The following is a 16,547-nucleotide window of genomic DNA, read 5'->3' on the forward strand; positions in this document are numbered from 1 at the left end:
ATGGGGAATTCCTGTCTGAACGGATCGGTTCCGTTCATTTTTGCACAGTTAGGGCCCCGGCAGGCCACGACGCGGAAAAGCGTTGCCTGACCCGGCGGAAGCTGATAGCAGCCGCGCCATGACCCATTTCGTGACCAAGACCACCACCACCAAGACCACCGCTCCGGCGGGGGTATCGGCGGTGTGCGCGGTCCAACGACCGGTCTGACCCCCGAAAGCCCCGCCGGAGACGGACGGGGCCCCGGAACACAGGTCGCCGTCCTCTCCGCCCGACAGGAGACAAGACGATGCCTGAAGATCTCGCACATTATGCCGAAGCCGCCCCCCGCGCCCTGCCCGCCAGTCCCGTCGTCGCCGTCGTTGGCGCGACCGGCGCCGTCGGCGTCGAACTGATCCGCTGCCTCGAGGCGCGCGGCTTCCCGCTGTCGCGGCTGAAGCTGCTGGCCTCGGCGCGGTCCGCGGGCCGCCGCTTCGATTTCGCCGGCGGCGAGGTCGCGGTCGAGGAACTGACCGAGGCGAGCTTCGAGGGCGTCGATCTGGCGCTGTTCTCGGCCGGGTCGGGCATTTCCAAGCGCTTCGCCCCGGCGGCGGTGGCCGCGGGCGCGGTGGTGGTCGACAATTCCTCGGCCTTCCGGATGCTGGACGAGGTGCCGCTGGTGGTGCCCGAGGTGAATGCGGGCGCGATGGCCGCCCATGGCGGGATCATCGCCAATCCGAACTGCGTGGCGGCGATCCTGACCGTGGCGCTGGCGCCGCTGGCGGGGCTGGCGACGATCGCGCGGCTGAACGTGGCCACGTATCAGGCGGCCTCGGGCGGGGGCGCTGCGATGATGGAAGAGCTCGAGCTGTCGACGGCGGCGGCGCTGCGCGGCGAGGCCTATGCGCCGCGCGTGCTCTCGGTGCCCTATGCGTTCAACCTGTTCAGCCACAACGCCGATATGGACGAAGAGACGGGCTACAACGGCGAGGAAGAGAAGGTCGTGGCCGAGACGCGGCGGATCATGGGCCGCCCGGCCCTGCCGGTGTCGATCACCTGCATCCGGGTCCCGGTGCTGCGCGCCCATGCGATGGCGGTGACGATCGAGTTCGACGAGCCGGTGGCGGTCGCGGCCGCGCGCGCGGCGCTGGAGGCCGCGCCGGGGGTGCGGGTGGTCGACGACCGCGCCGCGAACCGCTTCCCGATGCCGGCGGACGCCTCGGGGCAGGACGACGTGCTGGTGGGCCGGATCCGCACCGATCTTGGCGATCCCTCGGGCCATTCGCTGGCGATCTTCGTGGTCGGCGACCAGCTGCTGAAGGGGGCTGCGCTGAACGCGGTGCAGATCGCCGAGGCGCTGCTGCCGCGGTGACTTGACCTTGGGTCCGGGCCTGCGCCCTATGCGCGGGCCCGATCCCAGCCGAGACGCCGCGCCCGTGACCGACCAGACCCTTCCCCGCCGCTGGCCGGTCGTCTCGGCGCTGGGCATCGTCGAGATCTTGGCCTGGGGGACGAGCTATTACCTGATGGCGCCGCTGGCGGCGGCGATCGTCGCCGATACCGGCTGGCCGCTGCCGCAGGTGATCGGGGCGCTGTCGCTGGGGCTGCTGACCGCGGGCGTCGCCTCGCCCCATGTCGGGCGCTTGATCGCGCGCCATGGCGGGCGGCCGGTGCTGGCGGGGGGCGTTCTGTGCCTGGCGCTGGGGCTGGCGATCCTGGCGCTGGCGCCCTCGGTCCCGGTCTTCGTGCTGGGCTGGCTGGTGATGGGGCTGGGCATGGCCGCCGGGCTTTACGATCCTTGTTTCGCGGCGCTGGGCCGGATCTGGGGCCGCGAGGCGCGCGGGGCGATCACGCAGCTGACGCTGTGGGGCGGCTTCGCGAGCACGGTCTGCTGGCCGCTGGCGACCCTGCTGGAAGGCTGGTTCGGCTGGCGCGGCGCGATCCTGTGCTTCGCCGGGCTGCATCTGGGCGTCAGCCTGCCGCTGATCCTGATGGTGCTGCCACGCGAGGGGCGGGTTTCGCCCGCGGCCGGGGCGGCGGCGGCCGGGCTGCGGCTGACGGCGCGCGAGCGGCTGCGCTTCGGGCTGATGGCGGCGGTGTTCACGCTGGTCTCGCTGCTGATGACGGTGGTGTCGGTGCATCTGGTGGTGCTGCTGGCGGCGCGGGGGCTGAGCACGGCCGAGGCGGTGGCGCTGGGCGCGCTGATCGGGCCGGCGCAGGTGGCGGCGCGGCTGGTCGAGATGGCGGGGGGCGGCCGGCATCATCCGCGCTGGACGCTGGCGGTGGCGGCGCTGGCCGCCGGGCTGGGGCTGATCGCGCTGGCGACGGGCTGGGTGCTGCCGGGGGCGGCGCTGGTGCTCTATGGCGGCGGCAACGGGCTGGTGTCGATCGCGCGCGGCGCGCTGCCGATGGCCTGGTTCGGGCCCGAGCGCTATCCGCTGCTGATGGGCCGTCTGGCGCGGCCCGCGCTGCTGGCGCAGGCGGCGGCACCGATGATCGGCGCGGTGCTGATCGAGCGCGGCGGGGCAGGGGCGGCGTTCCTGATGCTGGGTCTGGGCGGCGTGGCGCTGATCGCGCTGGTGGCGGCGTTGCTGGCGGCGGGCGATCCCTAGGCCGGGACAGCGGCGCGACGCAGGCCGGTGGACGACCGCGGGGGGCCGCTCCGCCGCGGACGACCGGGCGATTTATGGTGACATCCCGCGAGACGGCTTTCATCGCACTGACGGCGCATAAGCGGCCGCCCGGGGGGCGGTCGGCCGCTGGCCGGGGGCCCTTCGGGCCCTGTTTCCGGCCGGTGCCCCAAGACTGCGGCGCGGAAGCAAAAGGGCCCCGGCATCGCTGCCGGGGCCCCTGAAGTCGGGTCAGAACCGTCGGGGCGCTCAGGCCTCGGTCGATTCCTCTTTCGACTCGACGATCTCTTCGCCGGTGGTCTGGTCGACCATCTTCATGCCAAGGCGGACCTTGCCGCGATCGTCGAAGCCCAGCAGCTTGACCTTCACTTCCTGGCCTTCGGTCAGGATCTCGTTCGGGTGCTTCAGGCGGTTCTTCGAGATCTGCGAGACGTGCACGAGGCCGTCACGCTTGCCGAAGAAGTTCACGAAGGCGCCGAAATCGACCAGCTTCACGACCTTGCCGGTGTAGACCTTGCCCTCTTCCGGCTCGGCCACGATCGAATAGATCATGTCGTAGGCCTTCTTGATCGAGTCGCCGTTGGCGGACGCGATCTTGATCACGCCGTCGTCGTTGATGTCGACCTTGGCACCCGAGACCTCGACGATCTCGCGGATGACCTTGCCGCCCGAACCGATCACTTCACGGATCTTGTCGGTCGGGATCTGCATCGTCTCGATCCGCGGCGCGTGCGCCGAGAATTCCTGACGGCCGGCCGAGAGCGCCTTGTTCATCTCGTTCAGGATGTGCAGACGGCCATCCTTCGCTTGCGACAGGGCCTGCTTCATGATCGCCGGGGTGATGCCCGCGACCTTGATGTCCATCTGCAGCGAAGTGATGCCTTCCGAGGTGCCGGCGACCTTGAAGTCCATGTCGCCGAGGTGATCCTCGTCGCCCAGGATGTCGGTCAGGACCGCCCACTTGTCACCCTCGAGGATCAGGCCCATGGCCACGCCCGCGACCGGCGCCTTCAGCGGAACGCCGGCGTCCATCATCGACAGCGACCCGCCGCAGACCGACGCCATCGACGACGAGCCGTTCGATTCGGTGATCTCGGACACGACGCGGATCGTGTAGGGGAAGTCGGTCGCGGCCGGCAGCACGGCCTGCAGCGCGCGCCAGGCAAGCTTGCCGTGGCCGATCTCGCGACGGCCGGGCGAGCCCACGCGGCCCACTTCGCCGACCGAGTAGGGCGGGAAGTTGTAGTGCAGCAGGAAGTTCGAGCGCGAGTTGCCGTGCAGCGCGTCGATGATCTGCTCGTCGTCGCCGGTGCCGAGCGTGGTGACCACGAGGCCCTGCGTCTCGCCGCGGGTGAACAGCGCCGAGCCGTGGGTGCGCGGCAGGATACCGACTTCCGACACGATCGGGCGGACGGTCGCGTTGTCGCGGCCGTCGATGCGGGCGCCACCGTTGATGATGTCACCGCGCAGGATGCCCGATTCGAGCGACTTGATCGCCGAGCCGAAGTTGATGTCGGCGAGGTCTTCCTCGGACATCTTCGACTTGATCAGGGCCACGGCGGCCGAGATCGCGTTGGTGCGTTCCTGCTTGTCCTTCAGAGCGAAGGCGGCGCGCATCTCGGTCTCGCCGGCGGCTTTCACCTTGGCGAGCAGGCCCGAGTAGTCCGGCGACTGGAAGTCGAAGGGCTCTTTGGCGGCGTCTTCGGCCAGGTCGATGATCAGGTCGATCACCGGCTGCATGGCGGCATGGCCGAACTCGACCGCGCCCAGCATCTCTTCCTCGGTCAACTCGTAGGCTTCCGATTCCACCATCATCACGGCGTCCTTGGTGCCGGCGATGACGAGGTCGAGGCGCTGCTCGGGGTTGTTCCGCAGGTGGTCCATGTCGGCCACTTCCGGGTTCAGCACGTACTGACCGTTGGCGAAGCCGACGCGGGCGGCGCCGATCGGGCCCATGAACGGCACGCCCGAGATGGTCAGCGCGGCCGAGGCGGCGATCATCGCGACGATGTCGGGATCGTTGACCAGGTCATGCGACAGCACGGTGCACATCACCAGGACTTCGTTCTTGAAGCCCGGGGCGAAGAGCGGACGGCAGGGGCGGTCGATCAGGCGGGCGGTCAGCGTCTCTTTTTCAGAGGGGCGCGCCTCGCGCTTGAAGAAGCCACCCGGGATCTTGCCGGCGGCGTAGTATTTTTCCTGGTAGTGGACGGTGAGCGGGAAGAAGTCCTGGCCCGGTTTCGGGGCCTTGGCGAAGGTCACGTTGGCCATGACCGAGGTTTCGCCCAGCGTGGCGATGACCGACCCGTCAGCCTGACGCGCGACCTTGCCGGTCTCGAGCGTCAGCGTGTCGTTACCCCATTCGATGGATTTCTTGACGACGTTGAACATGCGATTTTCCAATCTCGCGCAGGGACCCTCCCCGCGCCTGGTGCCTTTCGGCGTTGCGTACGGGCCCCATTGCCCGTGGCTTCGTTTCTTTCCCGGTAGCCCGCCCACGAAGCCCGATGGGAGGCCGACGCCGTGGGATCCCCCCGGCCTGAAAGACGAACGCGCCCCGCTGGGGGGCGCGTCCGGTTCGGTCAGCGGCGCAGGCCGAGACGCTCGATGAGCGAGGCGTAGCGCGCTTCGTCTTTCTTCTTCAGGTAGTCCAGCAGCTTGCGGCGCTGGGCGACCATCATCAGAAGGCCACGACGGGAGTGGTTGTCCTTCTTGTGCGACTTGAAGTGCTCGGTGAGCGTCGAGATGCGCGAGGACAGGATCGCGACCTGGACCTCGGGCGAACCGGTGTCACCCGGCTTCGTCGCGAATTCGGTCATCAGGCGGCTTTTTTCTTCCACGGTGATCGACATCGGGGTCTCCTTGGATAAGGGGTCATGGCGCAAGCCGGGATGTCGTCCAGCAGGGCCCTTGGAGGGTCCTCCGGTGAAACCGGGGGATGCGCGCCTATACGGGAAAACCGCCGTAAAGGAAAGCGCGGAATCCGAAGGGTCGTGCCCTGCAAAGGTGGGCGCGCGGTCCGGGGCGGCGTCGGGGCGCCGGTTTCCGATGCGCGGGCTTGCGCGGGCTCAGGCCGCGACCAGGTGGATGTCCGCGGGCGCAAGCGGCGTGGCCCCCAGCACGTCGGCGATGTGGAAGCCGTCCAGCGTGATCCGGCTGGTGCCGTTGTCCGAGGTGATGGCGATCTGCGGATCGGGATGGGCGGCGGGGTCGTAGGCCAGCACGATCAGGTCCTGCCCCGGTGCATAGTCGGTGATCACCGCCGGTCCCGTGGCATGGTCGATCCAGTCATGCAGCAGGAAGCGGTCGGCCTCGGCCCCGCCCGAGGCCACGTCGCCGGGGCCGAGGTCGATCTCGTCCTGCCCGTCGCCGCCGTTCAGGTAATCGGCCTCGGCCGTGGTCTCGCCGGCGGTCCCCGACAGGCTGTCGTTCCCCCCGCCGCCCATCAGCACGTCTTGCCCGGCCCCGCCTGACAGGTGGTCGTTCCCTGCGCCCCCTTCGAGCGCGTCATCGCCCGCGCCGCCGTCGAGCCTGTCGTGCCCCTCGCCGCCGATGAGGCTGTCCCGCCCGTCGCCGCCCGACAGGCTGTCGTCGCCCGCGCAGCCGGCCAGCGTGTCGTCGCCCGCGCCGCCGGCCAGCCTGTCCTGCCCCGCCTCGCCCGAAAGGCTGTCGTTGCCCGCGCCCCCGGACAGTCTGTCGTTGCCGTCCTGCCCGGTCAGCCGGTCATCGCCGCTGCCGCCGTCGAGCGTGTCGTCATCCGCGCCGCCGCCCAGCTGGTCGTTGCCGTCGCCGCCCGACAGGCTGTCACAGCCCGCGCCGCCCGACAGCGTGTCGGCCCCGTCGCCGCCCGAGAGCGTGTCGCGGCCGTCGCCGCCGTCGAGACTGTCGCGCCCCGCCTCCCCTGACAGGCTGTCGTCGCCGGCCCAGCCGCGCAGCGTGTCATTGCCGGCGCCGCCCGCGGCGGTGTCATCGCCGGCCCCGGCGCCGATCAGGTCGCGCCCGTCGCCGCCGGTCAGGCTGTCGTCGCCCGGGCCGGCCCAGATCGTGTCATTCCCCGCCGCGCCGTCCAGCCTGTCGTCCCCGGCGCTGCCCGCGATCCGGTCCGCGCCGGCGGTGCCGGTGACCTGCAGCCCCGGCTGGGGCGCTGTCGCGGCAGGCAGCGCGGACGGGTCGGGAAGCGCCGCCGGGTCTGGCGTCGCGGCCTGTGCCGGTCCCGGATCTGCCGAGACGGGGGCTGCCGTCGCCGTGTCTTGGGCGGCCCCCGGTGCGGCTTCCGCCACGGGATCCGTCGCGGAAGGGTCGCTGGAAGGCGTCGCGTCCCGTGCCGGGCTGTCCTGCGCATCTGCCGCAGGGTCTTGCGGTTCTGCGGCGGACGGCGCCGGGGTGTCGGGCACGTCCCAGAGGTCGACATCCGGCGAGGCGAGGTCGCCGCCGTCCTCCTCGTGGTCGGGCGGATCGTCCTCCGCATCGGACCCGTTGCGCGACAGCGAGAACTCGACGATCCCGCCCGCGGCCATCAGGCCCGCGAGCGCGGCCAGCATCAGCATGACGTCACCCCCGGCCGCGACAGGCGGCACCCCGGGGACATCCGACCACGAAGAGCTTGCGATTTCGGTAAGCGGGACGGGCTGTGGCCGGCCGTCGCGGGCAGGGAGGCCGGATGGCGCGGAGGGCGGCTGCGGTGGAGGCCACGGGGTCGCGGAGGGGGCATTGCCAGCATCGGCATGAGGCCCCCCCGGGCTCGACAGGCGGCACCCCGGGGAAATCCCGTCACGAAGAGGTTGAGCTTTCGGTAAGCGGGACGGGCTGCGGCCGGCCGCCGCGGGCAGGGCGAGCGGCTGACGCGGAGGGCGGTCTCGGGTCAGGTCCGTCGCGGCCGGCGAGGCACCTCGCGCCGGCACCGCCCGGCGGCAGTGGCGGCCACGGGGTCGCGGAGGCGCGCATTGCCGGCATCGGCATGACATCCCCCCGGGCGCGACAGGCGGCACCCCGGAGAAATACCGTCACGATGAGGTTGAGCTTTCGGCCAGCGGGAAGGGCTGCGGCCCGGCGGCCGCGGGCAGGTAGAGCGGATGGCGGGGGTGGCCGTCGCGGGTCAGGCCCAGCGCGGCCAGCGGGGCGCCCCGCGCCAGCAGCCGCGCCAGCACGGCGCGGTCGCGGCCGCGGTGGGTGCCATGCAGGCCCCAGGCGCAGATCGTCAGCGCCGCGGCCGCTGCGGCGCGGTCGAGCGCGGCATCGTTCCAGCGCCCGACGGGGCCGCGGGCGCGCTTCAGCCGGGCCGGGTCGGTGGCGCAGAGCGCGAAGAGGTTCGTGATCACCAGCCCGCCATAGCCCGCGGCGCGGGCGCGGGCCTCGCAGCGGGCGATGGTCGGGTCGTTGCGGGCTTCGGTCGCGCGGCTGGGGTTCAGCATCACGAAGCCCAGCCGCGGCCCCGGCGCCCAGCGGCGCAGCAGAAGGTAGCGATAGCGGCCGCAGCGCGACCAGAGCGCGAAGGACCGATGGCGCGAAGGTTTGCCGGGTCCCCGGTGGCGCCTGAGCTGCCAGTCGGGGACCGCAGCGCGGATCACGCGGCGAAGACGCGGGCCGGGTGCAGCTCGCCGCCGCGGTAGCGGCCGACGGCCACGGCGCGGCCCTCGAAGCTGGCCCAGGCCTCGGCGCCGTAATCGGCATGGCCCAGCACCTGCCCGGGGTTGCCGTGGCGCAGGCGGGCGGCGCCCTCGGCGGTGGCCTTCAGCTCGGGCAGGTCCTCGAGCGCGATCTCCAGCGGCAGCAGCGCCTGGTCCAGCGTCGGGTCGCCGAAACGGTCCTCGAGCTCGGTCAGCGACAGGCCGGCGGCGGCCTCGAACGGGCCCGACCATTCGCGGCGCAGCCATTGCACATGGCCAAGGCAGCCGAGCGCGCGGCCGAGGTCGCGGGCGATCGACCGGACATAGCCGCCCTTGCCGCAGACCATTTCCAGATCGACGTGATCGGCATCGGGCCGGCCGGTCATCGCGAGGGTTTCGACCCAGAGCGGACGGGCGGCGAGGTCCATCTGCTCGCCCTCGCGGGCGAGGTCATAGGCGCGCTCGCCCTCGACCTTCACCGCCGAGAACTGCGGCGGCACCTGCTCGATCTGGCCGCGGAAGGCGTCGAGCGCGGCCTCGATCTGCGCATCGTCGGGGCGCAGGTCCGAGGTCTCGATCACCGTGCCCTCGGCATCGTCTGTCGTCGTCGCGGCGCCGAGCGTGACGCGGAAGCGGTAGCATTTCAGCGCGTCGGTGACATAGGGCACGGTCTTCGTCGCCTCGCCCAGCGCGATGGCCAGCACGCCGGTCGCCGCCGGATCGAGCGTGCCGGCATGGCCGGCCTTGGCGGCGTCGAAGGCGCGGCGCACCTTCGAGACCACCGTGGTCGAGGTGACCCCGGCCGGCTTGTCGACGATCAGCCAGCCCGAGACGGCGCGGCCCTTCCTGCGTCCCATGTCGCATCCTTCGTGGTCGGTCGCGGGCAGCGGTCCCCGCGCGAGGACCGCCTGCTAACGCCCGGGGCGATTCCGGTCAACCGCCTGCGGGCGCCGCGCCGCGGCAATCTTGGGTTGTCCGCGGCCGGGGCGGGGCGACGGCGGGGGTCAGTCGGCGAGCAGGCCGACGATCGGACCCATCGGCCGGCCGCCTTGGTTCAGCCCCAGCTCGGGCGCGTAGATCCGCGAGATGTTGCCGTCGAAATAGAGCGCGTCGGGCAGGCCGAGCCGGTCGCGGAACATCCGGGCGAAGGTGTCGAAATTCACCGGGCCGCGCGACAGGGCGAAGACCGCGCGGGTGCCGTCCGCCGAGACGCCGACGCCGTTGCGGATATAGGCAGAAGTGCCCTCGGGCAGGAAGCGGGGGTGCAGCGCGCCGCCCAGCACCAGCGCCGGGCCCGACTGGGTGGCGAAGCGGCACTCGGGGCGGTTCGCGGCGAAGGCGCGGCTTTCGATGACCGCGAAACGCTCGGGTCCGATGCAGAAGACGGCGTTGGGCAAGAGGCCGAAGTTGCCGAAGCCCTCCTGCGTGACCAGCGGCGCGGTTTCGCGGCCCTCTTCGACATAAAGCCCGACGGGGCGGCGGTCGGCGTGATACATGCCGGCGTTCATCGCGAAGACCAGCCGGCGGTCGGGCTCGGACGCGGCGCGCAGCCGCTCGAACGTGCCGAAGGGCTTGCCGTCGGGGGCGGTGAGCCAGAGCCGCAGATCGGCGCCGAAGGGCACCTCGCAAAGCGCGTAGGCGGTGCCCTCGAACGTGTCGGCGCGGCAGGTGGTGCCGGTCGACTGGGCGTGGACGGCGGGTGCGGCAAGGACGAGGCCGAGCACCGCGGCCAACGCGCGGGGCAGTCTCATTCGGCGTCCGGGTCCTGGTCGCCGTCGGCGTCGTCCTCGCGGCCCTTGGCGATGTCGCGCTGTACGCGTTCGTCGGCGAACATCCGGCGGGTGTCGTCGAGCCGGTCGAAGGTCTCGTCGATCTGGAACCGCAGCTGCGGCGCGTATTTCAGCGTCATCGCCTTGGCGACATGGTGGCGCAGCTCGCCCGAGTTGCGGCGCAGCGCCTTCAGCGCCTCTTCCGCGCCCTGTCCGCCCAGCGGCAGCACATAGGCGGTCGCGACCTTCAGGTCGGGCGAGGTGCGCACCTCGCCGACGGTGATCGACATGCGGTTGAGGTCGGGGTCGTGGACCTCGGCGCGGTTGAGCACGTCCGACAGCGTGCGGCGGATGAGTTCGCCGACGCGAAGCTGGCGTTGCGAGGGGCCCGAGCCCTGGGAGAAGCGGTTGGCTGCCATGATGGACGGGATTTAGGGCAAAGGCGCGGCTGGCGCAACGGCGGGCACGGAAACAGGGTCGGGGGGCGAGCTCGCCCCCGCCGCCGATCGGTCCTCGGACCGATGGCGAACCGATCGTCGGCCCCCCTTGCTCTGGCGCCCTTGCCCGGCGCTGGTCTTGGGGGCGGTGTCGGGGTAGAGGGGCTGAAACGAAGGGAGCTTCTCAATGTCCGATCATCTGCCGGGTATCGTCGTCACCGGGGCCTCGGGCCGCATGGGCCGGATGCTGAGTGGCATCGTGCTGGCCTCGGACAAGGCGCGGCTGGTGGGGGCGCTGGAACGGCCCGGCCATCCGTGGGTCGGGCAGGACCTGGGCACGGCGATGGGCGGGGCCGAGGTGGGCGTGACCGTCACCGACGACCCGCTGGAGGCCTTCGCGCGGGCGCAGGCGGTGCTGGACTTCACCGCGCCTGCCGCCTCGGTCGAGTTCGCGGCGCTGGCCGCGCAGGCGCGGGCGGTGCATGTGATCGGCACCACCGGGCTGGAGCCCGAGCATCTGGCGAAGATCGCCGCCGCCGCCCGCCACGCGGTGATCGTGCGCGCCGGCAACATGAGCCTTGGGCTGAACCTGCTGCTGGGGCTGACGAAAAAGGTCGCGGCCGCGCTGGATGCCGACTGGGACATCGAGATCGTCGAGGCCCATCACAACCGCAAGGTCGATGCGCCCTCGGGCACGGCGCTGATGCTGGGCGAGGCCGCGGCCGAGGGGCGCGGGGTGGATCTGGCCGAGGTCTCGGACCGGGGGCGCGACGGCATCACCGGGGCGCGGAAGCGGGGTGACATCGGCTTCGTCGCGATCCGCGGCGGCGACATCGTCGGCGAGCATGACGTGATCTTCGCGTCGGAGGGCGAGCGGATCGTGATCCGCCATCTGGCCACCGACCGGGCGATCTTCGCCCGTGGCGCGCTCAAGGCCGCGCTCTGGGGTCAGGCGCAGAAGCCCGGCGAATACGACATGGCGGACGTGCTGGGTCTGTAAGCCCCGCCGACTGTCGGGGCAGGCCGGAGCGTCGAGGCCGCGGCAGCCGCTTGCCGTTCCGGGGCCGCAGGCCCCGGCCGGTTTCAGAAATCGACGGCGAGGCCCTTCTTCTCCCAGTCGCCGTAGCGCACCGGTTCCGGGCCGTCGCGGCCGCCGAGCTCGGCCGGCAGGCCCGGTTCGCCCGCGGCCTTGCGGCGGCGTTCCTCGGCCTCGGCCAGCGCGCGCTGGGCGGCGGGGGGCAGGTCGGGCGTGGGGGCTGAGGTCGGTTCAGACATGACGGGTCCTCGCGGGATGCTTGCGGCGGGCGTATCGTCGATATAGCCGCCTGACGCGGCAAGACCAAGCGGACGGGTGAGAGCATGGGCGAAGGACAGCAGCAGCGGGGCGGACCGCGGGGCGCGGCGGCGGCGCTGGTGGCCGAGGTCACCGGCAACGGCCGGCTTCTGGCCGAGGTCGAGGGCGCGATGCTGGCCGCGCTCGACCCGGCGGCGAAGGCGCGGGCGCTGCGGCTGGCGGTCGAGACGCTGCGCCAGATGCCCCGCGCCGACCGGCTGTTGAAGCCCTTCCTGCGCAAGCCGCCGCCGGCGCCGGTTCTGGCGGTGATCCGGGTCGCGGTGGTCGAGATGGCGGTCTTCGGCGGCGCCGCGCATGGCGTGGTGGGCGAGGCGGTGACGCTGGTGCGCGACGATCCGAAGACCGAGGGCTTCGCGGGCCTGACCAATGCCGTTTTGCGCAAGGCGGCGGATGCGATCGGCGGCTGGGCGGCGCTGCCGGTGCCCGAGCTGCCGGGCTGGCTGCGCGGGCGGATGATGTCGGCCTGGGGCAAGAAGGCGGTGCAGGCGATGGAGGCCGCGCATCTGGCGGGCGCGCCCCTGGACCTGACCCCGCGCGACGGCGATGCCGCGGCGCTGGCCGAACGTCTGGGCGGCACGGTGATCGCCGGCGGCTCGGTCCGGCTGGCGGCGGGGGGGCAGGTCAGCGCGCTGCCGGGCTATGAGGCGGGCGAGTGGTGGGTGCAGGATGCCTCGGCCGCGATGCCGGCGCGGCTGCTGGCGCCCGCGAAAGGCGCGCGGGTTGCGGACCTTTGCGCAGCGCCGGGCGGCAAGACGATGCAGCTGGCGGCGATGGGGGCCGAGGTCACCGCGGTCGACCTGTCCGAAAGCCGGCTGGCGCGGCTGCGCGAGAACCTTTCGCGCGCGAAAGTTTCCGCCCGCGTGGTGCAGGCTGATGCGCTGGAGTGGCGGCCCGAGGCGCCGCTGGATGCGGTGCTGCTGGATGCGCCCTGCTCGGCCACCGGCACCATCCGCCGTCACCCGGACCTGCCCCATGCCAAGGCCGGCGACTCGATCCGGCCGCTGGCCGAGCTGCAGGCCGGGATGCTCGACCATGCCGCGACCCTGCTGAAACCGGGGGGGCAACTGGTGTTCTGCACCTGCTCGCTGCTGCCCGAGGAGGGCGAGGCGCAGGTGACGGCCTTCCTCGACCGCCACCCGGAGTTCGCGCCGGACGTGGGCGCGCTGTCGCGGGACTGGATCGCGCCCGAGTGGCGCAGCGGTGCGGCGGGGCTGCGGCTGCGACCCGACTATCTGGCCGCCGAGGGCGGGATGGACGGCTTCTTCATCGCTTGCCTGCGGCGTGGTGCCCAAGCCTTGCCTTGAGCAACCCCGGCTTTTGCCGGTGACAGCCCGCAGGGGGCTGGATATGGTGCCGCCCGAGCCGACCGTCCCCCCTTCCGCCGTGCGAATGCAATGACCCGAGCCCTGCCCGATGTGACTGCCGCCGAGGGATTCGGGGCCTGGCTCGCCCGTCTGATGGACCGGCTGCACGCCTGGGCCGCGGTGCGTCGCGGCCGCTCTGCCGGCTTCACCGCCACGCCCGAGCCGCGCACCGTCGGCGCCTATGCGCGCGGCCGGCAGCTGATCGCGGGCAACTTCCAGCTGGCGGGGCACCTGGTCGAGGGCGGCACGCAGGGCATCTGGGATCTGGCCGTGCCCTCGGCCGCCTTCGAGCGCGCGGCGCAGGGCTTCGGCTGGCTCGACGATCTGGCGGCCGTGGCCGATGGCGCGGCGCGGGTGCGGGCGCAGGGCTGGACATGGGAGTGGATCGAGCGGTTCGGGGGCGGGCGCGGTCCCGGCTGGACGCCGGACCTGACCGGGCGGCGGCTGATCCGCTGGATCAACAACGCGGGCCTTCTGCTGGCCGGGCAGGACCGCGCCGCATCCGACCGCTATTTCCGCAGCCTCGGGCAGCAGACGCTGTTCCTGTCGCGCCGCTGGGGCGCCGCCGCCCCGGGCCTGCCGCGGTTCGAGGCGCTGGCCGGGCTGATCCATGCGGGCCTTGCGCTGAACGGGATGGAGCGGCTGGCCGGGCCCGCCGCGAAGGCGCTGGCGCGGGAATGCACGACGGCGATCGACGCCTCGGGCGGGGTTGCCAGCCGCAACCCCGAGGAACTGCTGGAGATCTTCACCCTGCTGACCTGGAGCGCCGAGGCGCTGACCGGCGCCGGGCGCGCGCTGGACCCGCGCCACATCGCGGCGATCGAGCGGGTGGCGCCGACGCTGCGGGCGCTGCGCCATGCCGATGGCGGGCTCGCGCGCTTCCACGGTGGCGGCCGCGGGGTCGAAGGGCGGCTCGACCAGGCGCTGGCCGGGGCGGGCGTGCGCGGGCTGCCCGCGCCCGGCGCGACGGCGATGGGCTATGTGCGCATGGCCGCGGGACGCACCACGGTGATCGTCGATGCCGCGCCGCCGCCCTCGGGCAGCGATTCCGACAATGCCCACGCCTCGACGCTGGCGCTGGAACTGACCTCTGGCCGGCGGCCGGTGGTGGTCAGCTGCGGCTCTGGCCTGGCCTTCGGCGCCGACTGGCACCGGGCGGGGCGGGCGACGCCCAGCCATTCGACGCTGGGGATCACCGGCTTCTCGTCCTCGCGCCTCGCGAATCCGGGGCTGGGCCGCCGCGCGCCGGGCCGGCAGCTGGAGGACGCGCCGACCGAGGTGCGGATGGAGCTGCTGCCCGACGAGGCCGGGCTGCGCTTCCTTGCCGGCCATGACGGCTATGTGCCCACCCACGGCATGACCCATGCCCGAGAGCTGCATCTGGACCGCGAGGGGCGGCGGCTGACCGGCGAGGACACGCTGGGGGCGCTGACCCCCGCCGACCGCAAGCGCTTCGACGTGCTGATGGCGCGCACCGATCAGGCGGGCATCGCCTTCGACCTGCGCTTCCACCTGCATCCCGATGTCGATGCGGCGCTGGACATGGGCGGGGCCGCGATTTCGCTGGCGCTGAAGTCGGGCGAGATCTGGGTGTTCCGCCATGACGGGGTCGGCACGCTGCGGCTGGAGCCTTCGGTCTATCTGGAACGCGGGCGGCTGAAGCCGCGGCCGACGCGGCAGATCGTCCTGTCCTCGCGGGTGATGGACTATGCCTGCCAACTGGGGTGGACCTTGGCGAAGGCTCAGGATACCCCCGCCGCCATCCGCGACCTCGACCGCGACGACACGACTCATTTCTGAAGGGTGGCCCCCCGCATGACCGATCTGCTTCCGATCTCCCGCGCGCTTCTCTCGGTGTCCGACAAGACCGGGCTTCTCGATTTCGCCCGGGCGTTGTCCGCCCGCGGGGTCGAGCTGCTGTCGACGGGCGGCACCTCGAAGATGCTGCGCGAGGCGGGGCTGCCGGTCACCGACGTGGCCGACGTGACGGGCTTCCCCGAGATGATGGACGGCCGGGTCAAGACGCTGCACCCGAAGGTGCATGGCGGCCTGCTGGCCCTGCGCGACAATGAAGAGCATCAGGCCGCGATGGCCCAGCACGAGATCGCGCCGATCGACCTCCTGGTCGTCAACCTCTATCCGTTCGAGGCGACGGTCGCGAAGGGCGCCGACTACGACGACTGCATCGAGAACATCGACATCGGCGGCCCGGCGATGATCCGCGCCGCGGCGAAGAACCACCTGTTCGTCAACGTCGTGGTCGATGTCGAGGACTATGCCGCCGTGCTGGCGGAGCTCGATGCCAATGACGACAAGACCTCGCTCGCCTTCCGCCAGCGGCTCGCGCAGACCGCCTACGCCCGCACCGCCGCCTATGACGCGGCCGTGTCGACCTGGATGGCGGGCGCGATCGGTCAGGCGACCCCGCGCCGCCGTGCCTTCGCCGGCACGCTGGCCCAGACCCTGCGCTATGGCGAGAACCCGCACCAGTCGGCGGCCTTCTACCTTGACGGCACCGGCCGCCCGGGCGTCGCGACCGCGAAGCAGCTGCAGGGCAAGGAACTGTCCTACAACAACATCAACGACACCGACGCGGCCTTCGAACTGGTGGCCGAATTCGGCGCGGACCAGCCGGCGGTGGCGATCATCAAGCACGCGAACCCCTGCGGCGTGGCGACCGGTTCAAGCCTGCTCGAGGCCTACAAGCGCGCCTATGACTGCGACCGCACCTCGGCCTTCGGCGGCATCGTCGCGCTGAACGGCCGTCTGGACGCGGCGACGGCGGAAGAGATCGTGAAGATCTTCACCGAGGTGGTGATCGCGCCCGAGGCCGATGACGACGCCATCGCGATCTTCGCCGCGAAGAAGAACCTGCGGCTGCTGGTGACCGGCGCGCTGCCCGATCCGAAGGCCGAGATCCTGACCTACCGCCAGGTCGCCGGCGGCATGCTGGTGCAGGGCAAGGACAACGGCCGGCTGACCCGCGACGATCTGAAGGTCGTGACGAAGAAGGCCCCGACCGAGGCGCAGATGGATGACCTGCTCTTCGCCTGGAAGGTCGCCAAGCACGTCAAGTCGAACGCGATCATCTATGTGAAGGACGGCGCGACCGTCGGCGTCGGCGCGGGGCAGATGAGCCGCGTGGACAGCACCCGGATCGCCGCCCGCAAGGCCGAGGACATGGCCGAGGCGCTGGGCCTCGATGCGCCGCTGACCAAGGGCTGCGTCGTCGCGTCCGACGCGTTCTTCCCCTTCCCCGACGGCCTGCTGACCGCGGCCGAGGCCGGCGCGCTGGCGGTGATCCAGCCCGGCGGCTCGATGCGCGACGCCGACGTGATCGCCGCCGCCGACGAGGCCGGGATCGCGATGGTCTTCACCGGCATGCGCCACTTCCGGCACTGAGGCACGGG

At 72.0% G+C, this 16,547-nt stretch carries 14 protein-coding genes; 6 read left to right on the top strand and 8 right to left on the bottom strand.

Features of this window, described 5'->3' with window-relative positions; translation table 11 throughout:
* Window positions 1-287 precede the first annotated feature (287 nt).
* Window positions 288-1,349: an aspartate-semialdehyde dehydrogenase gene (locus V8J36_RS19510; protein ID WP_336468995.1), complete on the top strand. Its 1,062-nt coding sequence runs from the start codon at window positions 288-290 to the stop codon at window positions 1,347-1,349.
* A 64-nt stretch (window positions 1,350-1,413) separates the two neighbouring features.
* Window positions 1,414-2,589: an MFS transporter gene (locus tag V8J36_RS19515; RefSeq protein ID WP_336468996.1), complete on the top strand. Its 1,176-nt coding sequence runs from the start codon at window positions 1,414-1,416 to the stop codon at window positions 2,587-2,589.
* Between the two features lie 267 nt (window positions 2,590-2,856).
* Here the strand turns inward: V8J36_RS19515 and pnp are convergent, their stop codons facing one another.
* From pnp to rbfA, 7 genes are all read right to left on the bottom strand, one after another.
* Entirely contained in the window at window positions 2,857-4,998 is a 2,142-nt protein-coding gene (gene pnp / locus V8J36_RS19520) for a polyribonucleotide nucleotidyltransferase (RefSeq protein ID WP_336468997.1), read from the bottom strand.
* 191 nt (window positions 4,999-5,189) lie between these two features.
* A complete protein-coding gene (gene rpsO / locus V8J36_RS19525) occupies window positions 5,190-5,459 on the bottom strand; it encodes a 30S ribosomal protein S15 (RefSeq protein ID WP_336468998.1) in 270 nt (89 codons plus the stop codon).
* A gap of 216 nt (window positions 5,460-5,675) precedes the next feature.
* Entirely contained in the window at window positions 5,676-7,154 is a 1,479-nt protein-coding gene (locus V8J36_RS19530; RefSeq protein WP_336468999.1) for a calcium-binding protein, read from the bottom strand.
* 456 nt (window positions 7,155-7,610) lie between these two features.
* On the bottom strand, window positions 7,611-8,174 hold the full coding sequence (locus tag V8J36_RS19535; protein ID WP_336469000.1) for a DUF1643 domain-containing protein: 564 nt from the start codon (window positions 8,172-8,174) through the stop codon (window positions 7,611-7,613).
* Window positions 8,171-9,070 carry a tRNA pseudouridine(55) synthase TruB gene (truB, locus tag V8J36_RS19540; RefSeq protein ID WP_336469001.1) on the bottom strand — a complete coding sequence of 300 codons (900 nt, stop codon included), beginning with the start codon at window positions 9,068-9,070 and terminating at the stop codon, window positions 8,171-8,173. Before truB ends, V8J36_RS19535 begins: the two co-directional genes overlap by 4 nt.
* Before the next feature lie 147 nt (window positions 9,071-9,217).
* Entirely contained in the window at window positions 9,218-9,964 is a 747-nt protein-coding gene (locus V8J36_RS19545) for a phosphodiester glycosidase family protein (protein WP_336469002.1), read from the bottom strand.
* Window positions 9,961-10,401, bottom strand: a complete 441-nt coding sequence (rbfA, locus tag V8J36_RS19550; protein ID WP_336469003.1) for a 30S ribosome-binding factor RbfA — start codon at window positions 10,399-10,401, stop codon at window positions 9,961-9,963. The genes V8J36_RS19545 and rbfA overlap by 4 nt, the downstream gene beginning before the upstream one ends.
* A gap of 205 nt (window positions 10,402-10,606) precedes the next feature.
* On the opposite strand from rbfA, the gene dapB reads away from it, so the two are divergent.
* Window positions 10,607-11,419, top strand: coding sequence for a 4-hydroxy-tetrahydrodipicolinate reductase (gene dapB, locus V8J36_RS19555; RefSeq protein ID WP_336469004.1), 813 nt, complete (start codon window positions 10,607-10,609; stop codon window positions 11,417-11,419).
* An 83-nt stretch (window positions 11,420-11,502) separates the two neighbouring features.
* Here dapB and V8J36_RS19560 read toward each other — a convergent pair whose 3' ends face one another.
* Entirely contained in the window at window positions 11,503-11,694 is a 192-nt protein-coding gene (locus V8J36_RS19560) for a DUF1674 domain-containing protein (RefSeq protein ID WP_336469005.1), read from the bottom strand.
* 84 nt (window positions 11,695-11,778) lie between these two features.
* On the opposite strand from V8J36_RS19560, the gene V8J36_RS19565 reads away from it, so the two are divergent.
* The 3 genes from V8J36_RS19565 (at window position 11,779) to purH (ending at window position 16,539) form a co-directional block, all read left to right on the top strand.
* Window positions 11,779-13,077 carry an RsmB/NOP family class I SAM-dependent RNA methyltransferase gene (locus V8J36_RS19565; RefSeq protein WP_336469006.1) on the top strand — a complete coding sequence of 433 codons (1,299 nt, stop codon included), beginning with the start codon at window positions 11,779-11,781 and terminating at the stop codon, window positions 13,075-13,077.
* A 90-nt stretch (window positions 13,078-13,167) separates the two neighbouring features.
* Window positions 13,168-14,937 carry a heparinase II/III family protein gene (locus V8J36_RS19570; protein ID WP_442902512.1) on the top strand — a complete coding sequence of 590 codons (1,770 nt, stop codon included), beginning with the start codon at window positions 13,168-13,170 and terminating at the stop codon, window positions 14,935-14,937.
* Window positions 14,938-14,952: 15 nt separating this feature from the next.
* Window positions 14,953-16,539 (top strand): bifunctional phosphoribosylaminoimidazolecarboxamide formyltransferase/IMP cyclohydrolase, encoded by a 1,587-nt coding sequence (gene purH / locus V8J36_RS19575; RefSeq protein ID WP_336469007.1) that lies wholly within the window; start codon window positions 14,953-14,955, stop codon window positions 16,537-16,539.
* The last annotated feature ends 8 nt before the right edge of the window (window positions 16,540-16,547 follow it).

The sequence above is a fragment of the Frigidibacter sp. MR17.14 genome (assembly GCF_037095735.1).
Classification (GTDB): Bacteria; Pseudomonadota; Alphaproteobacteria; order Rhodobacterales; family Rhodobacteraceae; genus Frigidibacter.

Excerpts from the sequence above, each read along its gene's own strand:
- V8J36_RS19510 (WP_336468995.1), top strand. The coding sequence starts at position 288 with ATGCCTGAAGATCTCGCACATTATGCCGAAGCCGCCCCCCGCGCCCTG.
- pnp (WP_336468997.1), bottom strand. The coding sequence starts at position 4,998 with ATGTTCAACGTCGTCAAGAAATCCATCGAATGGGGTAACGACACGCTG.
- rpsO (WP_336468998.1), bottom strand. The coding sequence starts at position 5,459 with ATGTCGATCACCGTGGAAGAAAAAAGCCGCCTGATGACCGAATTCGCG.
- V8J36_RS19530 (WP_336468999.1), bottom strand. The coding sequence starts at position 7,154 with ATGCTGATGCTGGCCGCGCTCGCGGGCCTGATGGCCGCGGGCGGGATC.
- truB (WP_336469001.1), bottom strand. The coding sequence starts at position 9,070 with ATGGGACGCAGGAAGGGCCGCGCCGTCTCGGGCTGGCTGATCGTCGAC.
- V8J36_RS19545 (WP_336469002.1), bottom strand. The coding sequence starts at position 9,964 with ATGAGACTGCCCCGCGCGTTGGCCGCGGTGCTCGGCCTCGTCCTTGCC.
- rbfA (WP_336469003.1), bottom strand. The coding sequence starts at position 10,401 with ATGGCAGCCAACCGCTTCTCCCAGGGCTCGGGCCCCTCGCAACGCCAG.
- dapB (WP_336469004.1), top strand. The coding sequence starts at position 10,607 with ATGTCCGATCATCTGCCGGGTATCGTCGTCACCGGGGCCTCGGGCCGC.
- V8J36_RS19560 (WP_336469005.1), bottom strand. The coding sequence starts at position 11,694 with ATGTCTGAACCGACCTCAGCCCCCACGCCCGACCTGCCCCCCGCCGCC.
- V8J36_RS19565 (WP_336469006.1), top strand. The coding sequence starts at position 11,779 with ATGGGCGAAGGACAGCAGCAGCGGGGCGGACCGCGGGGCGCGGCGGCG.
- V8J36_RS19570 (WP_442902512.1), top strand. The coding sequence starts at position 13,168 with ATGACCCGAGCCCTGCCCGATGTGACTGCCGCCGAGGGATTCGGGGCC.
- purH (WP_336469007.1), top strand. The coding sequence starts at position 14,953 with ATGACCGATCTGCTTCCGATCTCCCGCGCGCTTCTCTCGGTGTCCGAC.